This window comes from Kitasatospora sp. NPDC086009 (assembly GCF_044540385.1).
Classification (GTDB): Bacteria; Actinomycetota; Actinomycetes; order Streptomycetales; family Streptomycetaceae; genus Kitasatospora.
The window spans coordinates 276319-301799 of the sequence record NZ_JBITSA010000005.1; the positions used below are offsets into that span (position 1 = coordinate 276319).

Annotated in this window: 23 protein-coding genes; 12 read left to right on the forward strand and 11 right to left on the reverse strand. The window is 74.5% G+C overall.

Features of this window, described 5'->3' with window-relative positions:
* Positions 1 to 3: 3 nt before the first annotated feature.
* The 3 genes from ACIF6L_RS15685 to ACIF6L_RS15695 all read right to left on the reverse strand — a co-directional run bounded on the left by ACIF6L_RS15685 (position 4) and on the right by ACIF6L_RS15695 (position 3560).
* Positions 4 to 915 carry a RimK family alpha-L-glutamate ligase gene (locus ACIF6L_RS15685; RefSeq protein ID WP_396487429.1) on the reverse strand — a complete coding sequence of 304 codons (912 nt, stop codon included), beginning with the start codon at positions 913 to 915 and terminating at the stop codon, positions 4 to 6.
* A gap of 255 nt (positions 916 to 1170) precedes the next feature.
* Entirely contained in the window at positions 1171 to 2196 is a 1026-nt protein-coding gene (locus tag ACIF6L_RS15690) for a hemolysin family protein (RefSeq protein WP_352290741.1), read from the reverse strand.
* Positions 2193 to 3560 carry a hemolysin family protein gene (locus ACIF6L_RS15695; RefSeq protein WP_359804887.1) on the reverse strand — a complete coding sequence of 456 codons (1368 nt, stop codon included), beginning with the start codon at positions 3558 to 3560 and terminating at the stop codon, positions 2193 to 2195. The genes ACIF6L_RS15690 and ACIF6L_RS15695 overlap by 4 nt, the downstream gene beginning before the upstream one ends.
* A gap of 364 nt (positions 3561 to 3924) precedes the next feature.
* Here ACIF6L_RS15695 and ACIF6L_RS15700 point away from each other — a divergent pair, with 364 nt between their 5' ends.
* Positions 3925 to 5286, forward strand: coding sequence for an MFS transporter (locus ACIF6L_RS15700; RefSeq protein ID WP_396487431.1), 1362 nt, complete (start codon positions 3925 to 3927; stop codon positions 5284 to 5286).
* Positions 5287 to 5331: 45 nt separating this feature from the next.
* On the opposite strand, the gene ACIF6L_RS15705 is transcribed toward ACIF6L_RS15700, so the two are convergent.
* Positions 5332 to 6126 (reverse strand): metal-dependent hydrolase, encoded by a 795-nt coding sequence (locus tag ACIF6L_RS15705; RefSeq protein WP_329491395.1) that lies wholly within the window; start codon positions 6124 to 6126, stop codon positions 5332 to 5334.
* Between the two features lie 380 nt (positions 6127 to 6506).
* Between ACIF6L_RS15705 and dnaE the strand changes: the two genes are divergently transcribed.
* Positions 6507 to 10064: a DNA polymerase III subunit alpha gene (gene dnaE, locus ACIF6L_RS15710; RefSeq protein ID WP_352290743.1), complete on the forward strand. Its 3558-nt coding sequence runs from the start codon at positions 6507 to 6509 to the stop codon at positions 10062 to 10064.
* A gap of 59 nt (positions 10065 to 10123) precedes the next feature.
* Here dnaE and ACIF6L_RS15715 read toward each other — a convergent pair whose 3' ends face one another.
* The 3 genes from ACIF6L_RS15715 to ACIF6L_RS15725 form a co-directional block, all read right to left on the reverse strand.
* Entirely contained in the window at positions 10124 to 10369 is a 246-nt protein-coding gene (locus ACIF6L_RS15715) for a hypothetical protein (RefSeq protein ID WP_396487434.1), read from the reverse strand.
* 63 nt (positions 10370 to 10432) lie between these two features.
* A complete protein-coding gene (locus ACIF6L_RS15720; RefSeq protein WP_359804686.1) occupies positions 10433 to 11191 on the reverse strand; it encodes a class I SAM-dependent methyltransferase in 759 nt (252 codons plus the stop codon).
* Positions 11192 to 11810: 619 nt separating this feature from the next.
* Entirely contained in the window at positions 11811 to 12455 is a 645-nt protein-coding gene (locus ACIF6L_RS15725) for a lysophospholipid acyltransferase family protein (RefSeq protein ID WP_396487436.1), read from the reverse strand.
* Between the two features lie 122 nt (positions 12456 to 12577).
* On the opposite strand from ACIF6L_RS15725, the gene ACIF6L_RS15730 reads away from it, so the two are divergent.
* Positions 12578 to 14059, forward strand: coding sequence for a bifunctional phosphatase PAP2/diacylglycerol kinase family protein (locus ACIF6L_RS15730; RefSeq protein WP_396487438.1), 1482 nt, complete (start codon positions 12578 to 12580; stop codon positions 14057 to 14059).
* Between the two features lie 218 nt (positions 14060 to 14277).
* Complete coding sequence (locus ACIF6L_RS15735; protein WP_359804680.1) at positions 14278 to 14487, forward strand: hypothetical protein; 210 nt, start codon at positions 14278 to 14280, stop codon at positions 14485 to 14487.
* A gap of 139 nt (positions 14488 to 14626) precedes the next feature.
* On the opposite strand, the gene ACIF6L_RS15740 is transcribed toward ACIF6L_RS15735, so the two are convergent.
* Positions 14627 to 15016: a helix-turn-helix domain-containing protein gene (locus ACIF6L_RS15740; RefSeq protein WP_329491386.1), complete on the reverse strand. Its 390-nt coding sequence runs from the start codon at positions 15014 to 15016 to the stop codon at positions 14627 to 14629.
* Between the two features lie 158 nt (positions 15017 to 15174).
* Between ACIF6L_RS15740 and ACIF6L_RS15745 the strand changes: the two genes are divergently transcribed.
* Positions 15175 to 16041, forward strand: a complete 867-nt coding sequence (locus ACIF6L_RS15745) for an SDR family oxidoreductase (protein WP_396487440.1) — start codon at positions 15175 to 15177, stop codon at positions 16039 to 16041.
* A 42-nt stretch (positions 16042 to 16083) separates the two neighbouring features.
* Here the strand turns inward: ACIF6L_RS15745 and ACIF6L_RS15750 are convergent, their stop codons facing one another.
* The 3 genes from ACIF6L_RS15750 to ACIF6L_RS15760 all read right to left on the reverse strand — a co-directional run bounded on the left by ACIF6L_RS15750 (position 16084) and on the right by ACIF6L_RS15760 (position 18290).
* Positions 16084 to 16665, reverse strand: coding sequence for a MepB family protein (locus ACIF6L_RS15750; protein WP_396487441.1), 582 nt, complete (start codon positions 16663 to 16665; stop codon positions 16084 to 16086).
* A gap of 52 nt (positions 16666 to 16717) precedes the next feature.
* The gene (locus ACIF6L_RS15755; RefSeq protein ID WP_396487443.1) at positions 16718 to 17836 is read right to left on the reverse strand and encodes a DUF6745 domain-containing protein; all 1119 of its coding nucleotides are present in this window, start codon (positions 17834 to 17836) and stop codon (positions 16718 to 16720) included.
* Positions 17837 to 17963: 127 nt separating this feature from the next.
* Positions 17964 to 18290: a hypothetical protein gene (locus ACIF6L_RS15760; protein WP_359834735.1), complete on the reverse strand. Its 327-nt coding sequence runs from the start codon at positions 18288 to 18290 to the stop codon at positions 17964 to 17966.
* A 154-nt stretch (positions 18291 to 18444) separates the two neighbouring features.
* Between ACIF6L_RS15760 and ACIF6L_RS15765 the strand changes: the two genes are divergently transcribed.
* The 7 genes from ACIF6L_RS15765 to ACIF6L_RS15795 all read left to right on the forward strand — a co-directional run bounded on the left by ACIF6L_RS15765 (position 18445) and on the right by ACIF6L_RS15795 (position 25479).
* The gene (locus ACIF6L_RS15765) at positions 18445 to 19398 is read left to right on the forward strand and encodes an STM4015 family protein (protein WP_396487445.1); all 954 of its coding nucleotides are present in this window, start codon (positions 18445 to 18447) and stop codon (positions 19396 to 19398) included.
* A gap of 98 nt (positions 19399 to 19496) precedes the next feature.
* A complete protein-coding gene (locus tag ACIF6L_RS15770; RefSeq protein WP_396487447.1) occupies positions 19497 to 20438 on the forward strand; it encodes an STM4015 family protein in 942 nt (313 codons plus the stop codon).
* Between the two features lie 15 nt (positions 20439 to 20453).
* The gene (locus ACIF6L_RS15775) at positions 20454 to 21689 is read left to right on the forward strand and encodes an STM4014 family protein (RefSeq protein ID WP_396487449.1); all 1236 of its coding nucleotides are present in this window, start codon (positions 20454 to 20456) and stop codon (positions 21687 to 21689) included.
* 74 nt (positions 21690 to 21763) lie between these two features.
* Positions 21764 to 22681, forward strand: a complete 918-nt coding sequence (locus ACIF6L_RS15780) for an STM4013/SEN3800 family hydrolase (protein ID WP_396487681.1) — start codon at positions 21764 to 21766, stop codon at positions 22679 to 22681.
* Positions 22678 to 24012: an STM4012 family radical SAM protein gene (locus ACIF6L_RS15785; protein WP_396487451.1), complete on the forward strand. Its 1335-nt coding sequence runs from the start codon at positions 22678 to 22680 to the stop codon at positions 24010 to 24012. Before ACIF6L_RS15780 ends, ACIF6L_RS15785 begins: the two co-directional genes overlap by 4 nt.
* Positions 24009 to 24968 (forward strand): STM4011 family radical SAM protein, encoded by a 960-nt coding sequence (locus ACIF6L_RS15790; RefSeq protein WP_396487453.1) that lies wholly within the window; start codon positions 24009 to 24011, stop codon positions 24966 to 24968. The genes ACIF6L_RS15785 and ACIF6L_RS15790 overlap by 4 nt, the downstream gene beginning before the upstream one ends.
* 127 nt (positions 24969 to 25095) lie before the next feature.
* Positions 25096 to 25479, forward strand: coding sequence for a VOC family protein (locus tag ACIF6L_RS15795; protein WP_329491376.1), 384 nt, complete (start codon positions 25096 to 25098; stop codon positions 25477 to 25479).
* Positions 25480 to 25481: the final 2 nt, after the last annotated feature.

Below are 25481 nucleotides of genomic sequence, written 5' to 3' on the forward strand. Positions count from 1 at the left end.
CGGCTAGAGGTGCGCGGCCACGTACGGGACGGCGGTCGACTCCAGGCCGCCGACGGTGCCGAACTGCGGGTGGACGTTCACCTCGAAGACCACGCCGCCGCTCTCGGCCGCGAGGTCGACGCCGGCCAGCGGGAGGCCGAGCGACTTGGTCGCGGAGATCGCCAACTCGGCCAGACCGGCCGGTAGTTCACCTTCCGGAAGGACGGCCGAGAGAGCGCCCCGGCTCTCGTTGCAGGGCGCGTCCGGGTCCGGCTGGACGTGCTCGACGGCGCGCACCACGCGTCCGTCGAGGACCACCACCCGGTACTGGTGGCGCCGGCCGTCCGCGGTGAAGTTCCGGGCGTCGCGGGCGATCAGCCAGTCGGCCCCCGCCTCGGCGTAGTAGCGGGCGGCGGCGGCGAGTTGGGCAGCGGTGGTGAGGTGGAAGACGTCGTTGCCGCCCATCCCGACGGTCGGCCGGGCCCAGACGTCGCCGCCGAGCCGGCCGAAGGCCTCGGCGACGGCCCCCGGGGCGGGCCGGGAGAAAGCGACGGTGGGCATGTGCGCGATGCCGTCCCGGGTGAAACGTTCGACGGTGCGGTCCTTCTCGGTGGCCACCCGCCAGGCGTCGACGTCGGTGCCGAGCGAGCGGGCGCCGTGGGCGCTGAGCAGGCGCTGGCACTGCTCGAAGTCACGGCGCCGGTGCGGCGGGATCTCGTAGACGATCACCGCCCCGGCCGTCACGGCGACGCCCTCGCCGGGCACCTCCAGCCGGAGGCCGCCGCCCGCGCCGGAAGCACCGGAGCCGGAGATCCGGCCGGTGCCGCCGGTCATGAAGTGCCGGGCGTCGAGGAGGACGGGTGCCCGGCCGGTGAGTTCCCGTACGGCGGTCGACAGGATCTCCCGGCTGCCCTCGGTCGAGCTGTGATCGGTCATCAGAACGAGCTCGCTTCGGACCATGCCGCCATGGAACAGCTGCCCGGCCCGCGGCGACAAGGGTGCCTCTTGCGCCGCTCCGGCTCCGGATGGCCGAAACCGCCCCTGCCGGGCGGGCGGGTCGTCGGGCGGGCTGGGGCGGTCGCCGGTCGCGCCGGCTCGGCGGCGGCCCCGGAAAGCCCGCAGCCCGCCCCGGTGGCGTCCGGGGCGGGCTGTGTCACGGGTGCGGACGGCGGGCGCGCGTCCCGCCCGCCGCTACGGCCGCGCGGGGGCCGGGCGGACCAGCTCCTTGAGGACGTCCTCCATGGTGACCAGGCCGGAGGCGGTGCCGTCGGCGGCGATCGCGGCGGCCAGGTGGGTGCCGGAGCGGCGCATGGCGGTCAGCACGTCGTCCAGCGGGGTGGACTCGGGGACGCGCGCGATCGGGCGCAGCGCGCGGGCCGGGAACGGCCGGTCGCGGGCGCCGTCCTGCTCCAGGGCGTCCTTGATGTGCAGGTAGCCGAGCACCGTCCGGTCCGCGTCCAGCACCGGGAAGCGGGAGAACCCCGTCCGGGCGGCGAGCTGCTCCAGCTCGACCGGCGTGGTGCCGGGGCCGGCGAAGACGATCTCCTCGCGCGGGGTGACCACCTCGGAGACCGGGCGCGAGCCCAGCTCCAGGGCGTCCCGCAACAGCTCGGTGTCGCGGTCGCTGAGCAGTTCGGCGTCGGAGGAGTCCTTGACCATGCGGGCCAGCTCCTCCTCGGTGAACACCGAGGCGACCTCGTCCTTGGGCTCGACCTTCAGCAGGCGCAGGATCCGGTTGGCGAAGGCGTTGATGGAGAAGGCGATCGGCCGTACCGCGCGGGTCACCGCGACCAGCGGCGGCACCAGCAGGTAGGCGGCCTTCTCCGGCGCGGCCAGGGCGATGTTCTTGGGGATCATCTCGCCGAGCAGCATGTGGAGGTAGGTCGCCACGGTCAGCGCGACGACGAAGGCGATCGAGTGGATCAGGGCGTCCGGCACGCCGACGCTGTGCAGCGGGGGCTCCAGCAGGTGGGCGATCGCGGGTTCCGCGACCGCGCCGAGCACCAGCGAGGAGACGGTGATGCCGAGCTGGGCGGTGGCCAGCATCGCGGAGACGTGCTCCAGACCCCAGATCACCGTGCGGGCGCGCCGGTCGCCGGCTTCCGCGCGCGGTTCGATCTGGCTGCGCCGCACCGAGATGAGGGCGAACTCGCCGCCGACGAAGAAGGCGTTGGTCACCAGCGTGAGCAGCCCGATGACGAGCTGGATCGCGGTCATCGGTTCTCCTCCGGGCGACGTCCGGTGCCGTCGGCGGTACCGGTGTCCGGGTCGGCGTCGGGTGCCGGGCCGCTGATCCGGACGCGTTCGGCGACGTGGTGCGCGACGGCCGTGACGTGCAGGGTCCAGCCGTGGGTCTCGACGACGTCGCCGGGCACGGGGATCCGGCCGAGGTGGTCGGCGATCAGTCCGGCGAGGGTCTCGTACGGCCCCTCGGTGTCGGGCAGTCCGACGGTGTCGAGCTGGTCGGTGCGGGTGATGCCGTCGGCGTCCCAGCGGTGGCGGCCGTCCTGGCCCTCGCCGAGGTCGATGAGGTCGGGCAGTTCGGCCGGGTCGTGCTCGTCGACGACCTCGCCGACGACCTCCTCGACGATGTCCTCCAGGGTGGCGATGCCGGCGGTGCCGCCGTACTCGTCGATCACCACCGCCATGGTCTCCTCGCCGCGGAGCAGGTCCAGCAGGCGGTCGACGGTGAGCGTCTCGGGCACCAGCAGCGGCTCGGTCACCAGGTTCGCCACCGGGTGCAGGTGGCGCCGGTCGGCGGGGACGGTGAGCGCGTCCTTGATGTGGACGGCGCCGACGACCTGGTCGAGGTTGCCGCGGTAGACCGGGAACCGGGACAGCCCGGTGGCCCGGGTGAGGTTGGCGACGTCGGCCGCCGTGGCGTGCTCCTCCAGGGCCCGGACGTCGACCCGGGGGGTCATCACGTTCTCCGCCGTCAGCTCGCGCAGGTTGAGCGAGCGGACGAAGAGTTCGGCGGTGTCGGGCTCTATCGCGCCGGCCCGGGCGGAGTGCCGGGCGAGGGCGACCAGCTCCTGCGGCGTCCGGGCGGAGGCGAGGTGCTCGGCGGGCTCCAGGCCCAGGCGCCGCACCACCCGGTTCGCGGTGTTGTTGAGGTGCCCGATCAGCGGCGAGAAGGCGGCCGAGAAGTAGTACTGCGGCCCGGCCACCACCTTCGCGACGGCGAGCGGGCGCGAGATGGCCCAGTTCTTGGGCACGAGCTCGCCGGCGACCATCAGCACGACGGTGGAGAGCAGGACCCCGAGCAGGATCCCGACGGTGTTGACCGCGCCGCTCGGCAGGCCCAGGGCCTCCAGCGGTGCGCGCAGCAGCCCCGCCACGGCCGGCTGGGCGACCATGCCGATCACCAGGCTGGTGATGGTGATGCCCAGCTGGGCGCCGGAGAGCTGGAAGGTGAGGCGCCGGGCCGCCTTCAGCGCGACGGGGGCGCCGCGCTCACCGGCGTCGGCGGCGCGTTCGAGGGCGCCCCGCTCGACGGTGGTCAGGGAGAACTCCGCGGCGACGAAGACCGCGCAGGCGGCGGTGAGCACCAGGGCGAGGAGCAGCAGCAGGACGTCGGTCACCGTGCCACCCCCGCCCCGTTGGTCGAACACGTCTTGACGGGAACAGCACGGTGAGAACTGGGAGGTTCGTCCATCGCGGGGTCCGCGACTCCTTCACTGCGACGAGGGTGGCCGGTCGGCGGGCGGCCCGGTCCGGGGGGAACGGGTCACCAGCTCTACAGGAGTGTAAAGGGTTGGCAAATCAGAGTGCCGTAAGGGCCGCCACCTGTGCGGTCGCCGCCGCTTTGGGCCAACCCTGCCGTCGCCGCGGCCGTCACCACCGCCGGCACGGCCCTCGCCGCCGGGAACATGTGCACAGGTACGCACATATTGGCTACGATGGTGGGCGTACCCGCACGACGCCGACCGGGGACGGGACCACCGCATGCCGGCCATCCTGCGCAACCGCACCTACCGCCACCTGTTCACGGCCCAGCTCGTCGCCCTGGTCGGCACCGGTCTGGCCACCGTGGCGCTGAGTCTGCTGGCCTACGACATCGCCGGCGACCACGCCTCGGCCGTCCTCGGCACCGCACTGGCGATCAAGATGGTGGCGTACGTCACCATCGCCCCGCTCGCCGGCGCGCTGGCGGACCGGATCCCACGCCGGGCCCTGATGGTGGCCATGGACCTCACCCGGGCCGCCGTCGCGCTCACCCTGCCGTTCGTCACCCAGGTCTGGCAGGTCTACGCCCTGATCTTCCTCCTCCAGGCCGCCTCCGCCGCGTTCACGCCGACCTTCCAGGCCACCCTGCCGGAGGTGCTGCCCGCCGAGCGCGACTACACCCGGGCCCTGTCGCTGTCCCGGCTGGCCTACGACCTGGAGAGCCTGTTCAGCCCGGCCCTCGCCGCCGGGCTGCTGGCCCTGCTCTCCAGCGGCTGGCTGTTCGCGGGCACCGCCGCCGGCTTCCTCGCCTCGGCGGCCCTGGTGGTCTCCGCCGTCCTGCCCAAACCGGCGCCCGTCGAGCGCGCCGGCGGCGTCTACGCCAAGGCCGCCTTCGGCACCCGGCTGTTCTGGGCCACTCCCCGGCTGCGGGCCCTGCTCGCCCTGGACCTCGGCGTCGCCGCCGCGGGCGCCATCGTCTTCGTCAACACCGTCGTCCTGGTCCGCGAGCACTTCCACCGGCCGGCCGGCGCCCTCTCGCTCGCGCTCGGCGCGTACGGCGCGGGCTCCATCCTGGCCGCGCTGCTGCTGCCGCGCGTGCTCGGGCGGATCGGCGACCGGGCGGTGATGCTGCCGGCCGCCTTCGCCCTGCCGGTGGTCCTGGCGGGCGTCGCCGCCGTCACCGCCACCGCCCCGAGCGCGTGGTCCTGGGGCGCCGTGCTGACCGCCTGGGCGGCGATCGGCGCGGCCTGCTCGGCGGTCCTCACCCCCGGCGGCCGGGTGCTGCGCCGCTCCGCGGCCGACGCCGACCTGCCGGCCGCCTTCGCCGCGCAGTTCTCGCTCTCCCACTCCTGCTGGCTGCTGACCTACCCGCTGGCCGGCTGGCTGGCCGCCGGAGCCGGGCTCCCGGCCACCGCCGCGGCCCTCGGCGCCGTCGCGCTCGCCTCGGCGGCCGCCGCCACCGCCCTCTGGCCCGCCCGGGAGGCCGCCGAGCTGGACCACGTCCACGCCGACCTGCCGCCGGACCACCCCCACCTCGGCGACGCCCACCCGGCCGCCGGCGGCTGGCGGCACGGGCACCGCTTCGTCATCGACCAGTACCACCGCCGGTGGCCGGTGCACGGCGACGTCCGCCCCGGCTGACGGCCGGGCACCCCGGGACGTCAGGGGCACCCTTGGCCGCACGGCTCAGCCGAAGAAGCCGAGCGCCCCCAGCGCGCAGACCCCGCCGAGGCCCATGAACACCGGTGTGAGCACCTTGAGCTCGACCCAGCTGCCCGCCCGGAACCGCATGCCCTTCGGCGGCCCCACCGGGTACCAGCGCTTGCGCCCGATCGGGATCGGCCAGAACACCGGGCAGCCCGAGACCGTCAGCGCGTCCCCGAGGCAGTGCACCAGCGAGCCGAGCGCGATCGGCAGGCCGATCCACAGGTACTGCTGCCCGGGCTGGTCGAACAGCCACTGCGAGCCGTTCCCCGGCTTGTCCAGGACGTCCGCCAGGACCCAGGCGCTGGTCGCCCCGAGCAGCCAGACCAGCACGTCGCTGGAGACCCGGGCGTGGCGCCAGAGCAGCCCCTCGATCGCCAGCACCATGTGCACGAAGAGCACCGCCAGCACGCCCCAGCGGCCGCCGTAGACCGCCACCGCGGCCGCGCCGGCGCCGCACAGCACCGCCCACAGCCAGGTGTGGGTCAGCGTCCGGTGCCCGCCCGAGCGGCGCGGGTCGCCCTTCTTCCGGGTCGACCGGTAGGCCGCGTACGAGAGCTTGTCGATCACCTCGCAGAGCGTCCGGGACACCGGCCCGAACGCCCGGGATATCGTCGCCGCCTTGTGGTCCAGATCCGGCGCCAGCGCGGCCCCCGCACAGATCAGCGTTCCCGCCAGCAGCACCGGCCAGGGCATCGGCTCGCCCAGCCCCGCGGCGATCGCCCCCGCCCCCAGCCACGCTGCCGCACCCGACAGCGCATGCGCCGGTCCCATCATGAGCTGGCTCCCGCCCTCGTTCCCAAGCGCCCTCCACGAGGACGTGACGGGGCAGCAGCCTAGCCGTCCAAGATCCACTCCCGTCGCCGGGTCGAACCCGACCGCCCCCGTCGGCAGTGCGCCGCCGAGGGCGCTGTCAAGCACCGCGCCCGCGACACGCCGCCCGGGCGGGACCGGCCGCCGCGATCGCGAGTCCGGGCCCGGGACCCGCTAGCCTGGACGGCTTACGCCCCCGGACCGCCAGCCCCACCGGCCCCGTGCACCGCGCCCCGCCCGCACCCGCCGGAGCCCCACCCGTACCGCCTCGCGCCCCGCAGCGAAGCGCACCGCACGCACCGAAGCGCGCAGCACCGCGCCGCACCGACAAGGAGCCCACCGCCGTGTCCGACACGTTCGCACACCTGCACGTCCACACCGAGTACTCGATGCTGGACGGAGCGGCGAAGAACGGGAAGCTCTTCGCGGAGGCCGAGCGGCAGGGCATGCCGGCCATCGCGATGAGCGACCACGGCAACATGTTCGGCGCGTACGAGTTCTTCCACGCCGCCGCCAAGACCGGCGTGAAGCCGATCATCGGCATCGAGGCCTACGTCGCCCCGGCTTCGCGCTTCCTGAAGAAGCAGGTGTTCTGGTCCCCCGGCGGTCAGCGCCCGGCGAGCTCCGACGGCGAGGGCGGCAAGGACGTCTCGGGCGGCGGCCGCTACACCCACATGACCATGTGGGCGCAGAACGCGACCGGTCTGCGGAACCTCTTCAAGCTCTCCTCGCTCGCGTCGATGGAGGGCTACTACATGAAGCCCCGCATGGACCGCGAGCTGATCGCGGCCAACGCGACCGGCATCATCGCCACCACCGGCTGCCCCTCGGGCGAGGTGCAGACCCGGCTGCGGCTCGGGCAGTACGACGAGGCGGTCAAGGCGGCCGGCGCCTACCAGGACATCTTCGGCAAGGAGAACTACTTCCTGGAGCTGATGGACCACGGCCTGTCCATCGAGCAGGACGTCCGCCAGGACCTGCTGCGCCTGGCCAAGCAGCTGAACATCCCGCTGCTGGCGACCAACGACTCGCACTACGTCACCGCCGACCAGGCGGACGCGCACGACAGCCTGCTCTGCGTCGGCGTGGGCAAGAACAAGGACGACCCGAACCGGTTCAAGTTCCAGGGCACCGGCTACTACATCAAGACCGCCGACGAGATGCGCGAGCTGTTCCGCGAGCTCCCGGAGGCCTGCGACAACACGCTGGCGATCGCCGAGCGGGTCGAGTCGTACGAGGACGTCTTCACCTACGTCGACCGGATGCCGCAGTTCGACGTCCCCGAGGGCGAGACCCAGGCGTCGTTCCTGCGCAAGAAGATCGACGCCGGGCTGAAGGTCCGCTACGGCGACAACCCGAGCCAGGAGGTCCTGGACCGGATCGAGCTGGAGATGGGCGTCATCTCCCCGATGGGGTTCGACGCCTACTTCCTCGTGGTCGCCGACATCTGCCAGTACGCCCGCGACAACGGCATCCCGGTCGGCCCGGGCCGAGGCTCGGCGGCCGGCTCGATGGTCTCCTACCTCACCCGGATCACCGAGCTGGACCCGCTGGAGCACGACCTGCTGTTCGAGCGGTTCCTGAACCCCGAGCGCATCAACCCCCCGGACGTCGACATCGACTTCGACGACCGCCAGCGCGACCAGATGGTGCGCTACGTCACCGAGAAGTACGGCTCCGCCTACACCGCGCAGGTCAACACCTTCGGCACGATCAAGGCCAAGGCCGCCGTCAAGGACGCCAACCGCATCCTCGGCTACCCGTTCGCGATGGGCGACCGGATCACCAAGGCGATGCCGCCGGACGTCATGGGCAAGGGCGTCCCGCTCGCGGACCTCTTCAACGAGAAGCACCCGCGGTACAACGAGGGCACCGAGATCCGCTCGCTGTACGCGAACGAGCCCGACGTCAAGAAGATCATCGACACCGGTCTGGGCATCGAGGGCCTGATCCGCGGCACCGGTGTGCACGCCGCCGCCGTCATCCTCTCCTCGACCCCGCTGCTCGACCTGATCCCGCTGCACATGCGGGACAAGGACGGCGTGATCATCACCGGCTTCGACTACCCGTCGTGCGAAGCCATGGGCCTGATCAAGATGGACTTCCTGGGTCTGCGGAACCTGGGCATCATCGATCACTGCATCAAGATCGTCAAGGCCAACCGGGGCATCGACGTCGACATCGAGAAGATCGCGCTCGACGACCCCACCACCTACCAACTGCTCGCCCGCGGCGACACCCTGGGCGTGTTCCAGCTCGACGGCGGCCCCATGCGCGCCCTGCTCAAGCTGATGAAGCCCACCGAGTTCGCCGACATCTCCGCCGTCTCGGCGCTGTACCGGCCGGGCCCGATGGGCATGAACTCGCACACCAACTACGCGCTGCGCAAGAACGGCCAGCAGGAGATCATCCCGATCCACCCCGAGCTGGAGGCCCCGCTCAGCGAGGTCCTCGGCCCCACCTACGGTCTGATCGTCTACCAGGAGCAGGTGCAGCGAGCCGCGCAGGTGCTGGCCGGCTACAGCCTCGGCCAGGCCGACCTGCTCCGCCGCGCGATGGGCAAGAAGAAGAAGGAGGTGCTGGAGAAGGAGTTCGTCCCCTTCCACGCGGGCTGCAAGGAGCGCGGCTACTCCGACGAGGCCATCCAGGCGGTCTGGGACGTGCTGGTCCCGTTCGCCGGCTACGCCTTCAACAAGTCGCACTCCGCCGCCTACGGCCTGGTCTCGTACCAGACGGCCTACCTCAAGGCCAACTACCCCGCCGAGTACATGGCGGCGCTGCTCACCTCGGTGGCGGACGACAAGGACAAGATGGCGGTCTACCTCGCCGAGTGCCGCCAGATGGGCATCAAGATCCTGTCCCCCGACGTCAACGAGTCCGTGGTCGACTTCACCGCCGTCGGCAGCGACGTCCGGTTCGGTCTGAAGGCCGTCCGCAACGTCGGCGTGCCGGTCATCGAGTCCCTGGTCAAGACCCGCAAGGAGAAGGGCAAGTACGCCTCCTTCGCGGACTTCCTGGACAAGGTCGAGCTGGTGGTCTGCAACAAGCGCACCGTGGACTCCCTGATCAAGGCGGGCGCCTTCGACTCGCTCAGCCACACCCGCCTGTCGCTCAGCACCGTCCACGAGAGCGCGATCGACGCCGTCACCGGCCTGAAGAAGCAGCAGGCGATCGGCCAGGACGACCTGTTCGGCGCCCTGGACACCGGGGACGGCGGCGCACCGGCCATCGGGCTGGACTTCGAACTGACCGACCGGGAGTGGCCGCGCCGGCAACTGCTCAGCCTGGAACGGGAGATGCTCGGCCTGTACGTCTCCAGCCACCCGCTGGACGGCGCCGAGCACATCCTCTCCCGCAACCGCGACACCTCCATCGCCGAACTCCTCGGCTCCGGCCGCACCGAGGGCGAGGTGCGCCTCGCCGGCCTGATCACCGCCGTCGACCGGCGGATCAACAAGGCGGGCAACGCCTGGGCCATCATCACCCTCGCCGACCGCGACGGCTCGGTCGAGGTGCTCTTCTTCCCCGCCACCTACAACCTGATGGCCGATCAGATGGTCGAGGACAACGTCATCTCGGCCCGGGGCCGGCTCAATGAGCGCGACGGCTCGCTGAGCATCTTCGGCCAGGAGATCACCACCCTCGACGTCTCCTCCGCCGAACTCGGCACCAAGCCGCCGGTGCAGATCACCGCGCCGCTCGGCAAGATCACCCCGACCGTGGTGGGCGAGCTGAAGCTCGCCCTCCAGGCCCACCCCGGCGACGTCCCGGTCCGGCTGCTGACCACCAACTGGGACAAGGACACCCTCTACGAACTCGGCTTCCTGGTGAACCCCGACAACGGACTCGCCTCGGACATCAAGACCCTGCTCGGCACCAACTCCTGGGCGGGCACCCTGTAGCGGGCCCGCCGGGCGGGACCGGCTCCGGACGGGGACGAGGCTCCGGACGGCGGGCCGCGTCAGCCCTCCGGCCGGACCGGCGTCCCGGCCCGCCGGTCCGGTGCGCGCAGCACCGGGACCGGCAGGCCGGGGTTCCCGGCCGCGACCGCCGCGCTGTCGGGCTCGCGCAGCAGGGCGACCAGGACGGCGGCGGGCAGCCGGGGATTGCGGGCGGCGGCATGACGGACCCCCGGCCCCGGGTCGTCGAGCAGCCGGACCGCCGACGCCGCGGAGAGCCGCGGGTCCGACGCGACCCGGCACCGCACCTCCTCGGCGGTGTCCCGACCGAGCCGCTCGACCAGCTCGGCCGTCGCCCCCCGGCCGCGAGGTCACAGCGGTTTGCGGGCCTCGATGAGGAAGCGTGCGGAGTAGGCGACGAACGAACCCTCGGCGCGGATCTGCCGGTCCAGGTCGTGGAGCCGGTCGCGATGGGCGGCGACCGTGAAGCCGGGCACCATCCAGATCACCTTCCGGAGGAAGTACACGACCGCGCCGATGTCGAAGAACTCCATCCGCAGCCGCTCGGACCGCAGGTCCGTCACCTCCAGCCCGGCGGCCCGGGCGTCGGCGCTCTCGGTGTCGGGGTGCCGCGCCAGGCGGGCCTCCGGCTGCGGGCCGAGGAAGTACTCGACCAGCTCGAACACCGAGGCCGGGCCGACGTGCTGCGCGACGTACGTACCACCGGGCCGCAGCACGCGGGCGATCTCCGCCCACCAGACCGTCGCCGGGTGACGGCTGGTCACCAGGTCGAACGCCCCGTCGGCGAAGGGCAGCGGGGGTTCGTCCGGGTCCGCGACCACGATCGCTCCCAGCGGGTGCAGCAGCCCGGTCGCCCGGGCCACGTTGGGCGGCCACGACTCGGTGGCGACCATCGCGGGCGGCAGGGGACCGGCGCCGGCCAGCACCTCGCCGCCGCCCGTCTGGATGTCCAGCGCCGCCGAGGCCGCCGCCAGCCGCTCCCCCAGCAGGCGTTGGTAGCCCCAGGAGGGGCGCTGCTCGGTGGCCCGCCCGTCCAGCCAGGAGAAGTCCCAGCCATCGACGGACACGGCCTCGGCCTCGGCAATCAGCTCTTCGAACGTACGCGACATAACCGCATCATCGCTGCCACCGGCAGGCCCGGCCAACCGGATTTCCGCAGGCGGGGCCGCTGCCGAGGGGAGCACCGGCCGTCCCGGCGCGGCCCGGCGGCCTCCTCGTCGAAGGGGCCGGCGGAGGAATCGGCGACACCGGAGCCGCCCCGCCCCGAGAGCGTCGGCGGTCGCGGAGCCGGGATCGCCGCCCAGGCCCGGCAGGGTGCCCGGGGCGGACGCGCGGGGCCGGGACGGGGAGTCACCCGGTGTCCCCGGCGGCCGACGGAGTGCGTGGCGGTGATCCACCTGCGCCGGGCGGGCCGGGTCGCAGGGCTTCGGCCCAGTCGCGGGGGCCAGCGGGTGGGGCCCCGGCGGGTGCGCCGGTGCTGGTCGCCGAGGAGGCCCCCTCCGGTGGTCGGGGGGGTGGGAGGGGGCCGAACAGGTCCGCGCGGCTGGTCACCGGGCGGGGCGACGGCCCCGCGGTCGGGTGCTGCGGCCCGGCGTCGGGCCGATTCCTCGGCTACGGTCCCGGGGCCGACCGGCCCGTTCGGGTCGCCCGGTCGACGCAGAGGCCGGTTGACGCAGAGCCCGGTCGACGCAGAGGCCGGTCGACGCGGTGGTGCGCCGCGGCTCCCCGTCAGGCGGCGGCGTTGCGGGCGGCGGTGGCCCAGGCGGCCGTGACGGCGCGGTGGGCGGTGGCGGTCGCGGTGGCGAGGTCGTCGTCCAGGTGCAGTGGGGCGCCGAGGTGGACGTGCAGGGCCGGGCGGCGCGCCGGGGCGGTGGTGAGGCCGGCGAGCTGCTTGACCGCGCCGCCGGAGCTCAGGCGGCGGGCGCCCGCCTGGCCGAGCGGGACCACCGGTGCGCCGGTGGCCCCCGCCAGCCGGGCGAGGCCGCTGCGGAACGGGCCGGGCGCCAGCTCGCCGGAGTCGGAACGGCGCGGCAGGCCGCCCTCACCGTAGATGAGGACCAGGTGTCCGGCAGCGAGGGCGTCGGCGGCCCGGTCCAGGGCGTCGGCGGCGTGCTCGGTGCCGCGGTGGACGGGGATGTGCCCCTCGTGGCGCAGCAGCCGCCCCAGCAGCGGGACCCGCCAGAGGCCGACCGTCGCGAGCACCACCGGTCGCGCGCCGAGGCGGTGCAGGGCGGCGAACACGATCGCGGGGTCGGCGAGCGAGGTGTGGTTGGCGGCGACGATGCTCCCGGGTGCGAGCACGGCCTCGGGGTCGGCGCTCACCCGCAGGGAGCCGAAGGCGGGGACGAGGAGGGCGGCGGTTCGGCTGAGCATGGCTGGTGGGTCCTCCGGTGGGCGGGTGAGCTGCCACCAGTGTTCGCCGTTGCGGCCCGGCACGCCTGAGTACCCGTACTCAATGCCGCGCAGATCTGCGGGAGCCCGACTAGGCTCGCCGGATGAGGCGACTCGACGCAGTGGACCGTGCTTTGTTCGACCGAGTGGCGCTGGCGCGCCTGCGCCATGCCCAGCCGTGGCTACGGCGCTTGAGCCGGGCCGCGGACCACGGGGTGCTCTGGATGGGCACGGCCGCCGTGCTGGGGGCGGTCGGCGGCCGGGCCGGGCGGCGGGCGGCGCTGCGCGGGGTCGGATCGCTGGCGATGGCCTCGGCCGTGGCCAACATCGCCGCGAAGCAGCTGACCCGCCGTCCGCGCCCGTTGCTGGACCAGGTGCCGGTGGTGCGGCAGTTGCTGCGGCAGCCGGTGACGAGTTCTTTCCCGTCCGGCCACTCCGCCTCGGCCGCCGCGTTCGCGACGGCCGTGGCGATCGAGGCGCCGCTGCTGGGCGTCGTGGTGGCGCCGGTGGCGGCCGCCGTCGGGGCGTCCCGGATCTACACCGGCGCGCACTACCCCGGAGACGTGCTGGCCGGGTTCGCGCTGGGTTCGGGGCTGGCGGCCCTGACGCTTCGCTGGTGGCCCCGGTCGAACGACCGGCCGCCGCTCGCCGGCCCGCCGCCCCGGCCGGCGCCGGCGCTGACCGAGGGGGCCGGGCTCTCGGTGGTGGTCAACAGCGGTTCGGGGAGCGGGGCGTTGCTCGCCGACGGCCCGGAGGACACCGCGGCCGTCCTGCACACGCTGCTGCCGCGCGCGCAGGTGCGGGTCTGCGGACCGGACGACGACCTGCCCGCCCTGCTCGCCGAGGCGGCCGACCGGGCGGCGGCGGACGGCGGCGCGCTCGGGGTCTGCGGCGGCGACGGCAGTGTCAACCTGGCCGCCTCCCTGGCGGTCGAGCGCGACCTGCCGCTGGCCGTCTTCCCCGGTGGCACGCTCAACCACTTCGCGCTGGACCTCGGGATCGAGTCGCTGGAGGCGACGGCGGGCGCCGTGGAGGCCGGCTCCGCCTGCGGGGTCGACCTGGGCCTGGCCGTCGACGACACCGAGCGGCGGATCTTCCTGAACACCTTCAGTCTCGGCGTGTATCCCGAACTGGTCCGGCTCCGCGAGTCGTTGGAGGGCCGGCTGGGCAAGTGGCCGGCCCTGGCGGTGGCCGTCGCCCGGGCGCTGGGAAGTGCCGAACCGGTCACCGTCGAGGCCGGCGGACGCAGCCGGCGGCTCTGGCTGCTGTTCGCGGGCAACGGCGCCTATGACCCGCCGGGCTTCGCCCCCACCCGGCGGACCGGCCTGGCCGACGGCCTGCTGGACATCCGCGTGGTGGACGGCGGCAGCCCGTTCGCCCGGACCAGGCTGGCGGCGGCCTTCCTCTCCGGCACGCTGTCGCGTTCGCGGGTCTACCACTCGGCCCGGCTGACCGGCCTGGGCCTCGACTCGCTCGGCGACGCCGACCGGATCGCGGTGGACGGCGAGAGTGTGCCGGCGGCCGGTGCCCTGCGGCTGGGCAAGGCGCCGAACGCCCTGACGGTGTACCGCCCCGCGCCCTCGTAGCGCGCGGGGCCGTGGGGGCCTGCCGGAGGCAGCCCACCGTAGGCGCCGCCCGCGGCCGCGGTCCGGGCTCTGGGCGAAGCCCCGGGCCGGGCCGCGGTCCGGTCGCGGCCCCGGCCGGGGGCGACACGCAAGGCGCACCATCCGGGTGACATTCCCCGGCGGTGCCCGCCCCGAGTCCCTAGTGTGCAGAGCAAGTTAGCCTACGAAGGGGTTACGCCATGTACCGTACCGTCCGCACCGTCGCCGTCCTCCTGGCCGCCATCGGCGCCGCCGCCGCCGTCCCGACCCAGGCGTTCGCCGACGGCCCCGAGGTGACCACCACGACCATCACGGTCATCGGCACCGGCAACCAGCTCGCCGGGGCCGACATCTTCAACACCGGTGGCGACAACGTGGTCGGCTCGTTCAACGGCAACGAGATCTCCTGACCCTCCGAGAACCGCCCGGCACCGGGCCGTACCGGTACTGCCCGGACCGCCACCACCGCCCGCGCCCCCCGCGCGGGCGGTGGTGTGCTGTCGGCCCGCTTCGCGGTCGCCATGGCGGCGCCGGCGGAGCCGCCGAGGATCAGCGGGGCGGCGCGCTGTCGTACTCCTCGCGGGCCTGCGCGACGCGGTCCAGATTGGCGGCGGACCAGTCGGCGAGGGTGGCGAAGAGCGGGGCGAGACTGTCACCGAGTTCGGTGATCTCGTATTCGACGCGGGGCGGCACTTCGGCGTGGTACGTCCGCCGGACCAGCCCGTCGCGTTCCAGCTGGCGCAGCCGCTGGGTGAGCACCTTGGGGCTGATGTCCGCCACCCGCCGCTGCAGTTCGACGTAGCGCTGGCGGCCGTGCGCATGGAGCGTCCACAGCACCGGGGTGGTCCAGCGGCTGAACACGAGGTCGACCACCGGGCCGATCGGGCACGCCCGCACCGGATCGGTCGTTCCGTCCGCCGCCCAGGCCATCTCGCTCATGCCGCCCCCTCCGAGCCGGGTCACTTTCCTCTAGGTACCTACTGTACGCAGGCTGTTAGCGTCGTCCTGTCGCCACCGAGGGATCCCCTCAAGTGGCCGTAACTCCCCTGTGAGCAGGGGGAATTGACGACAACGAAGTACGAAGGACGGGGACGGACATGATCGTGGTGACGGGTGCGACGGGCAAGGTCGGACGACCGCTGGTGCAGGCGCTGGCGGCGGCGGGCGAGCAGGTGACGGCGGTGTCCCGGCGGCCGGCGGACGCCACCCTGCCGGACGGCGTGCGGCACCACCGCGCCGACCTCGCGGACGCGGAGAGCCTGCGGACCGCCCTGGACGGCGCCGAGGCGCTGTTCCTCCTCCTCTCCGGCGAGCTGCTGACGGGCGGTGAGAGCCCGGCCGCGCTGGTCGACGTGGCCAGGTCCGCGGGTGTGCGGCACGTGGTGCTGCTCTCCTCCCAGATCCTGGGCACCCGGCCGGTGCCGCCCTCGCACGCCCGGCTGGGGGCCTTCGAGCAGGCCGTCCGGGAGTCCGGGCTCGACTGGACGATCCTGCGGCCGAGCGGCTTCCACTCCAACGCCTTCGCCTGGGCGGAGCCGGTCCGCACCGGCGGGACGGTGCCGGCACCGTTCGGCGATGTGGCCCTGCCGACCGTGGACCCGGCGGACCTCGCCGCCGTGGCGGCCGTCGTGCTGCGCGGCTCCGGGCGGCACCACGGCCGGACGTACGTGCTGACCGGGCCCGCGCCGGTCTCCCCGCGCGAGCAGGCCGCCGCCCTCGGGGAGGCGACCGGCGCACCGCTCGCCTTCGTCGAGCTGAGCCGCGAGGCCGCCCGGGCGCACCTCCTGGCCTTCATGCCGGAGCACGTGGCCGACGGCACGCTCGACATCCTCGGCGCGCCGACCGACGCCGAACGGCAGGTCAGCCCGGACGTGGAACGCCTGCTCGGCCGCCCCGCCGGCACCTTCGCCGACTGGGCCCGGCGCAACGCCGCCGCCTTCCACCGGACGAGCCCCGCCGAGTGACCGGCCGTCGGGGGCGGCCGGCGGTCGGGCAGCCGGCCGTCGCTACCGCCGGTAGAGCTCCCGGGCCCGGGCGAGGTCGACGGGGCCGCCCTCGGGCAGGTGCAGGAAGTGCTCCAGCTGCCACGCCTGCGCGCTGCCGGCCTGCCGGTTGGTGGGGGTCACCCAGGGCGGGTAGACGCGGAAGGCCCGCTTCCCGCCGGAACCGCCCACCGCGACGACACCGTGCCGGCGGAGGGCGTCCATGGGCAGGACGAACTGGCCGGCGTGGCGACCGTCGCGGGTGCCGATGACGAAGAGGTCGACGGGGTCGGTGGCGTCGAAGGGCTGGATCGGCCCGCCCGGGGACCGCTTCCAGACCGTGACGAACTGGCCGGCCTTGGTGGGGGTCGTCCTGGCCGCGCGGAAGCGGACCGGGCGGCCGTCCAGGGTGAAGGCGTGGGCGGCGTAGTCGGCGCTCTCGGCCTCGGGGACCGGCCGGGTGCAGGTGAACCCGCAGGGGTCGTAGACGAGCGCCTTCGCCGCACGGAGATCGCCGTGGAGATCGCCGTGGACCTGGTCGGTGTCCGACCACGGTTCGAGGCGGCCCGCGCGGGGACCGGCCGGGTGCTCGTCGTTCGTCGCCATGGCTTCACCCTGTCACAGCCGCCCGGCCCGCCCGGACCGGGCAGGCGACCGCTCAGGTCTCGCGCCGGGGGTGGTACTCCGCCTCGGGTATGCCGAAGGTCCAGGCGACCCCGGCCCGGGCCGTGCGGGTGCTCGGCGGGACCCGCAGCCAGTAGGTGCGGAAGGTCCCGTCCGGCTCGGCGGTGGAGTTGACCACCTCGACCATCACCACCGCCTCGTCGTCCGGGAGTTGGATCCGCCAGAGCACACCGGTCTCGTCGCGGTGCAGCGGCTCGGCGCCGGAGTCCGCCAGGTACCGCTCGTAGCCGTAGTGCTCCAGCAGGACGCGGCGCAGCTCGGCGTTCTCCTCCGTCCGGATCCGCTCGACCGTGACGCCGCCGAGGCCGGACAGGAAGTCGGCCGGGACGGGCATGCCGCGCCAGGCGTGCAGGGCGAAGCCGTCGGCGAAGCCCAGGGCCGGGCCGTCGGCCCGGTCGAGCCGGCCCGCCTCATCGCGGTGCAGCGCGACCGGCCGCTCGCTGACCAGGGCCACGCCCTCGTACGGCCACCACCAGCCGGCCTCGCCCGCGACCTCGGCCAGCGCGTCGATCCCGGCCGGCGCGTCGATCCCGGCCCGCTCCGCCGGTGCACCGGCGAGCACGCCGGCCGCCTCGAAGGCGGCGAACCACGGCGCGTCGTGCTGGCCCCGGACGGCGTCCAGCAGCGCCAGCCGGACGGCGGTGCGACGGGCGCGGGCCACGTCGGCCTCGGGCTGGTCGACCTCGTCGAGGTCGGGCTCGGGGGCGAGCCGGTCGAGCACCGCGTCGCGGATCCGCCCGGCCAGCGCGTTGGTCACCGGGCCGATCTCACCACCGGTCAGGGACCAGAGCGGCGCCCACCCGGCCGGCCCGACCCGCTCCACGGCCCGCCGCCTGGCGGCCTCCCAGGGCAGCGTCCGCACGGCCTCGCGGACGCTCACCGCGCCGGCGGCCCGCAGCTCCAGGGCCGCCTGCGCCGCCGCCGGCGGCGAGCCGAACCAGCGGACCTCGGCCGGCTCGGCCAGCCCGGCCGCCCGGTAGGCGGCCCGCACCGCGCGCTCGACCGCGACGCGGTCGGCCGCCCCGGTGGCCGCCGCGCACGCCCGCCAGCGGGCCGTCACCTCGGCCGGCCCGACCGTCTGCTCCGTCACCATCACCTGCTCCTGTCCCGGCCGGGCCCGTGCCCGGCCGACCCACTCGTTCCGTCCACCGCCACCACCCCGGGAGCCGCCGGCCCCCGGCCCGCCTCGCCGCCCGCGGGCCCCGCCCGCCCGGACCTCGTCAGTCCGCGACGACGCGCACCGCGCCCGGCACGTACTCGCGCTGGCGCACCACCCGGTACCAGCCCTTGGGCAGCGGTATCGCGGCGTGCTCCTCGTGCACCACCCGACCGCCCTCGGGCAGGTGCAGCCAGGCGGCGCCGAACGGCCCGGCCTCCCGGCGCAGCTCCCCCGGGCCGACCACAGCGTGCGCGTGGCCGGTGACCTCGCCGAGCGCCAGCACCAGCCGGCCCCGCGCGTCCCGCGGCTGCGCGGCCAGCGCCGCCACCCGCGGGGGCACCGCGGCCTCCGCCGTCGGCACGATCAGCACGTCACCCTGGCGATACATCAGTCCTCCCTGACCGTCCCGACGGGCGTCGGAATCTCACGGTCCGAAACGTAGAACAGGGGTCCGACAAACGCGCCCGGGTCCGCCCCGGCGACCGGTTTGTCGGACCCGGCTGGTAGACAGTTGTTCGGCCCGCATTCCGGAGGAGCAGCGCATGACGGTCGGCAAGCACATCGAAGAGTTCCACGGCCTCCCGGTCCTCGACTTCGTCCAGGCGGTCGAGGACGGCACCGGCCTGCCCGAGGCGGCGGCGGTCGCCTGGAAGGTCGGCATCGAGTTCGACTCGCCCACGTCGTTCGTCGAGCGCTGGCAGCAGTTCCTCGACGCGGTCGACACCGAGCGGGTCACCGCCGTGGTGGTCGGCGAGTGGTCCTCCGACGGGCCGGAGAGCTTCACCGGGCCGCTGGCCGCGATCCTCGCCGCCGCCGACCGGCTGCCGGCCCTGCGCGCCCTGTTCATCGGCGACATCACGTACGAGGAGAACGAGATCTCCTGGATCAACATGGTCGACGTGACGCCGGTGCTGACGACGTACCCGCTGCTCGACGAGCTGGTGGTGCGCGGCGCCGCGGGCTCCATGGTCGAGGACGACGGGATCGCCCTCCAGGCGCTGCGTCACGAGCACCTGAAGGCCCTGCGGTTCGAGTCGGGCGGTCTGCCCGCCGCGGTGCTGCGGGCGGTCGCGTCCAGCGACTTCCCCGCGTTGGAGCGGCTGGAGTTCTGGCTCGGGGTCGAGAACTACGGCGGCGACTCCTCCCTCGACGACCTGGCGCCCTTCCTCGACGGCGCCCGGTTCCCGGCGCTGCGCCACCTCGGCCTGCAGAACAGCGAGATCCAGGACGAGATCGCCGCCGCCGTCGCGCACGCCCCGATCGTCGCCCGGCTCGACTCGCTCAACCTCTCGATGGGCGTCCTGACCGACCAGGGCGCCACCGCCCTGCTGGAGGGCCAGCCGCTCACCCATCTGCGGGCCCTCGACCTGCACCACCACTACCTCACCGACGCGCTCCAGGAACGGCTCCGGGAGGCCCTGCCCGGGGTGGCCGTCGACCTCTCCGAGGCCGGGAGCCCGGACGACCGGTGGCGCTACGTCGCGGTCGCCGAATAGCCGGGCACCGCCCCGCCCACACCTTCACCGCTCGCCGCTCGCCGCCCACCACTCACCACCTGCCGCTCACCGGCAGCGCACGCAGCACAGGGGACCGTATGCACGCCTACCAGCACCAGCGGGAGTTCCACGGGCTCCCCGTGGTGGAGTTCTCCGGCGAGGCCGGTGCCACGGGCGACCGGCCGGCGCCGGGCGCCGCCGCGTGGCGGCTCGCCGTGCCCTACGGCGCGGGCACCGGCTTCGACGCGCTCTGGAACACCTTCCTCGACACGGTGGACCCGGACGAGGTCCGGGCGCTGCTGATCGGCCCCTGGTGGACGGACGGCTACGGGCCGGTGACCGACGCCCTGGCCCGGGTCGTCGGTGACGCCGGGCGGCTCCCCGCCCTCGAAGCGCTCTTCGTCGCCGATGTGACGTCCGAGGAGTGCGAGATCTCCTGGCTGGAGATGTCCGACGTCACCCTGGTGGCGGCGGCCTTCCCCCGGCTCACCGAGCTGGTGGTGCGCGGTGGCGGCGGGCTGGCGCTCGCGCCGTTCCGGCACGACCGGCTGAAGGCCCTGCGGTTCGAGGCCGGCGGGCTGCCCGGCACGGTGGTGCGGGCCGTGGCCGGCTCCGAACTGCCCGCCCTGGAGCGGCTGGAGCTCTGGCTCGGGGTGGACGAGTACGGCGGCGACTCGACCGTGGACGACCTGGCGCCCCTCCTCGACGGCGCCCGGCTCCCGGCCCTGCGCCACCTCGCCCTGGCCAACAGCGAGTACCAGGACGAGATCGCCGCCGCCGTCGCGCACGCGCCGGTCGTGGCGCAGTTGGAGGTGCTCGACCTCTCGATGGGCGTGCTGTCCGACGAGGGCGCCGCCGCCCTGCTGGAGGGCCAGCCGCTGACCCATCTTCGGCTGCTCGACCTGCACCACCACTACCTCTCCGAGGAGCTCCGGCAGCGGCTGCGCGAAGCCCTGCCGGGGGTGGAGCTCGACCTCGACGAGGCCGAGGCGGAGTACGAGGACGACCCCGAGGACCGCTACGTCGCGGTCGCCGAGTAGCCCGGCGCGGTCCGGATGAGCACCCCCCAGACGGCCTCCCCGCAGCCGGCCTCCCGCTTGGCGGCCACCCCGCAGGCGCCCAGGCCTCAGGCGCTCCGACCGGCCGGTGCCGGGGAGGACGCGCCGCTGGCCGTCCTCGGCAATCCCGGGCACCGGCGGGTGGCGCTGTTCGCCGCCGCCGCCCGTGCGGCCGGCCTGCCCGAGCCGGTCGTGCTGCCCTGGATCGACGTCCTGCGCGGCCGGTTCGTCGTGCCCGCGGGAAGCCTGCTGCGGATCGAGTCGCCCGGCGAGGACCCGGCCGTGGACGAGCTGCTGCGCGGCCCGGCCCTCGGCCCCTCGTACGCGCCGACCAGGGTGGAGGGCGGCGCGGCCTGGTACACGGGGGTGGTGGCCGCCCTGCGCGCGGTGGCCCGGGTGCCGGGGGTGCGGCTGCTCGGCGATCCTGAGGAGATCGCCGTGATGTTCGACAAACGGCGGGCGCACGCACTGCTGGCGGGCGCCGGGGTGCCGGTGCCGCGCGCGCTCGACGGCGCCGGGATCACCGGCTGGGCGGACCTCCGGGAGCGGCTGCGGGCCGCCGGGCTGCGGCGGGTCTTCGTCAAACCCGCGCACGGCTCCTCCGCGTCCGGCGTGGTGGCGCTGGAGTTCGGCCCGCGCGGGCAGGTGCTCGCCACCACCTCGGTCGAGCTGGCCGGCGGGCAGCTGCACAATTCGCTGCGGGTCCGCCGCTACCGGGACGAGCGTGAGGCGGCCGAGCTGGTCGACCGCCTGGCACCGGACGGGCTGCACGTCGAGCAGTGGATCCCGAAGGCCGCCCAGGCGGGCCGCTCGGCCGACCTCAGGGTGGTGGTGATCGCCGGGCGGGCCACCCACGTGGTGGTGCGCACCAGCGCACAGCCGATGACCAACCTCCACCTCGGCGGCGCCCGCGGCAGCCTCGCCGTGGCGCAGCAAGCCGCCGGCCGCGCCTGGCCGGGCCTGCTGGAGACGGCCGAGCGGGCGGCGGCCTGCTTCCCCGGTTCACCGATGGTCGGCGTCGACGTCCTGCCCACCGCCGGGTGGCGCCGGGCCGTGGTCGGCGAGGTGAACGCCTTCGGCGACCTCCTGCCGAACCTGACCGGCCTGCCCGGCGGCCCGGCCGAGGGCCTGGACACCTACGCCGCCCAGATCTCCGCGCTACGACACCCGGGCCACCGGCCCGGGCCCAGGAACGACGCACCGACGACGGAACCGATGGAACCCACGCGATGAACCACCAGCACGACCACCGGGCGCCCGCGCCGGCCGCGCCGCCGACACCGCCGGCGGCCGCCGCCGCGCCCGACATGAACGCCGTCGTGGGCACCCACGACCTGCTCCTCGTCACCCTGGACACCCTGCGGTTCGACGTCGCCGAGGAGCTGGCCGCGGCCGGGCGGATCCCGCACCTCGCCGCCGTCCTCCCCGGTGGCCGCTGGGAGCGCCGACACTCCCCGGGCAGCTTCACCTACGCCGCGCACCAGGCGATCCTGGCCGGATTCCTGCCCACCCCCGCCGCTCCGGGCGGTCCGTACCCGCGGCTGTTCGCCGCCCGCTTCGCCGGGTCGGAGAGCACCGCTCCGCGCACCTGGGTGTTCGACGCGCCCGACCTGCCGGGCGCGCTCGCCGGGCACGGGTACCGGACGGTCTGCATCGGCGGCGTCGGCTTCTTCAACAAGCAGGGCCCGCTCGGCTCGGTGCTGCCCGGGCTGTTCCAGGAGAGCCACTGGTCGCCGGAGATGGGCGTCCCCTCCCCCACCTCCTTCGAGGCGCAGGTCACCAGGGCCGAGCAGGTCGCCGCCGAACAGCCGGCCGGGCAGCCGCTGTTCCTGTTCCTCAACGTCTCGGCGCTGCACCAGCCCAACTGGTTCCACCTGCCGGGCGGCACCCGCGAGGACGGGGACTCCCGGGAGAGCCACGCCGCCGCCCTGGAGTACGTGGACGCCCACATCGGCCGGCTCTTCGCCGCGATGAGCGCCCGCCGGCCGTGCTTCGCGATCGTCTGCTCCGACCACGGAACGGCGTACGGCGAGGACGGATACACCGGCCACCGGATCGGCCACGAGGTGGTCTGGACGGTGCCGTACGCGCACTTCACCCTCCCGGCCCGCCCGGCACCCGCCCCGACCGCAGCCACCCGCCCGACAGCCACCGCCACTGCCACTGCCACTGCCACCGCCACCGCCACCGCCACCGCCACCGCCACCGCCGAGGAGACCGCATGACCACGGCCGCGGCCCCGACGACCGATTCGCCCTACCGGTCGTACGTCTACGCCTACCCGCACAAGACCGCCTACCGGCGGCTGCCGGAGCGTCCCGCGCTACGCGAGCTGTGGGCCGGCGAGCCGCAGCACGCGCTCTCGCTCTACCTGCACATCCCGTTCTGCGAGGTCCGCTGCGGCTTCTGCAACCTGTTCACCCGGATCGGCAGCCCCGAAGGGCTGACCACCGCCTATCTGGACGCGCTCGACCGCCAGGCCGCCACCGTCCGCGAGGCCCTGGACGACGGCGCCCGGTTCGCGCTGGCGGCGTTCGGCGGCGGCACGCCCACCTACCTCACCGCCGGCGAGCTGGAGCGGCTCTGCGACATCGCCGAGCGGCGGACGGGCGTCGACCTGCGGGCGGTCCCGCTCTCCGTCGAGGCCTCCCCCGCCACCGCCACGGCCGACCGCCTGGAGGTGCTGGCCGCCCGCGGCGCCACCCGGCTGAGCCTGGGCGTGCAGTCGTTCCTCGACGAGGAGGCCCGCTCCGCCGTCCGCCCGCAGAAGCGCGCGGAGGTCGAGGCCGCCCTGGGGCGGATCCGCGCCGCCGGGTTCCCCGTCCTCAACATCGACCTCATCTACGGCATCGACAGCCAGACCGAGACCGGCTGGCTGCGCTCGCTGGACGCCGCGCTGGCCTGGGAGCCCGAGGAGCTGTACCTCTACCCGCTGTACGTCCGGCCGCTGACCGGCCTGGCCCGGCGCGGCGAGCAGGAGAGCCCGGCCGCCTGGGACGCCCGCCGGCTCGCGCTCTACCGGGCCGGCCGGGACCACCTGCTCGCCCGGGGCTACCAGCAGGTGTCGATGCGGATGTTCCGCCGCGCCGCCTCCCCGCAGGCCGGGAGCGGCGAGTACGCCTGCCAGACCGACGGCATGGTCGGCCTCGGCTGCGGGGCCCGCTCCTACACCTCGCGGCTGCACTACTCCTTCGACTACGCGGTGAACGCCACCGAGGTGCGCGGCATCATCGACGACTACGTGGCCACCACCGACTTCCGGCACGCCGAGGTCGGTCGGTACATGACGCCGGAGGAGGCCCGCCGGCGGCACCTCGTCCAGTCGCTGCTCCAGGCCGAGGGCATGCCGCTGGCGGACTACCGCGCCCGGTTCGGCAGCACGCCCAACGAGGACTTCCCGGCCGAGCTGGCCGCGTTCGAGGCCCGGGGCTGGCTGGCGCAGGACGAGCTGCGCCTGATGCTCTCGCCGGAGGGGCTGGCGCACTCGGACGCGGCCGGTCCGATGCTGTTCTCGCCCGAGGTCCACCGGCTGATGGCCGAGTACGAGGCGAAATGACCTTCCTCGGCATGCCCGCGCCCCGGCCGGCCACCGGCGACGCCCGGTCCGGCCCCGACGTCGTACCCGCGGCGGCCTCCCGGCCCGCGCCGGACGACGGCGGGGTCGACCTCACCCTGCTCTACCGGGGCCCGCTGTCCTCCTGCGACTACGACTGCCCGTACTGCCCGTTCGCCAAGCGGCGTGACACGCCGGAGCAGTTGCGGGCCGACCGGGCGGCGCTGGAGCGGTTCACCGGCTGGGCCGCCGGACGGGCCGGTACCGGCGACACGCTGTCCGTGCTCTTCACGCCCTGGGGCGAGGGCCTGGTGCGGTCCTGGTACCGGCGGGCGCTGGTCGAGCTGAGCCGGCTGCCGCACGTGCGCCGGGTGGCGATCCAGACCAACCTCAGCTGCCGAACCGGCTGGCTCGCCGAGGCCGACCCCGACACGCTGGCCCTCTGGGTGACGTACCACCCCGGACAGGTCGACCACCGGCGGTTCCTCGCCAAGTGCCGCGAGCTCGACGCGCTCGGTGTGCGGTACAGCGTCGGCGTGGTCGGCCAACCCGGGCACCTCGGGGAGGCCCGCCGGCTCCGCGCCGCGCTGGACCCGGCGGTCTACCTCTGGATCAACGCCGCCGAGGGGCTCACCTACAGCGACGCCGAGGCCGCCGACTGGACGGCGCTCGACCCGCACTTCGGCTACAGCCGGCACCCCCACCCCAGCGCCGGCCGCCCCTGCCGCACCGGGGAGTCCGTGCTCTCGGTGGACGGCGACGGCACCGTCCGCCGCTGCCACTTCGTCCGGGGTGTTCTGGGCAACCTCTACGACGGCTCGTACCGGCGCCAACTGCGCTCCCGGCCCTGCCCGTTGCCGGTCTGCGACTGCCACATCGGCTATGTGCACCTGGAGACCCTGCCGCTCTACGACCTCTTCGCCGGAGGCGTCCTGGAACGGGTGCCGCACGCCTGGTGACGCGGCGCGCCCGGCCGCTCACCGCCCGCGCGGTAGCGGCCCGCCACCCTCCGGGCACACCGGGCTTCCGGCGCCGCCGGCCCTGGGCAGATCGGCCCCGGCGTATCTAGCCTGGAGGGAGGAGGCGATGGCAATGCTTGGAGACGCACCGATGGTGGCCATCATCCCGGCGGCGGATCTCGCCCGGGCGAAGCGCTTCTACACCGACACCCTCGGCCTGAAGCTCACCGATGAGAACGAGCAGGACGTCAGCTTCGAGTGCGGCGGCACGGAGTTCGGCATGTACGAGACGCCGAGCGCCGGGCAGGCCGCGCACACGCTGGCCAGCTTTAAGGTCCCCGACCTCGACGGCGAGATGGCGACGCTGCGCGGCCGCGGGGTCACCTTCGAGGAGTACGACATGCCGGGTCTGAAGACCGTCGACGGCGTCGTGGAGGCCGAGGGCATGCGCGCGGCCTGGTTCAAGGACAGCGAAGGGAACATCATCTGCCTGAACGAGCGGACCGCGTGAGC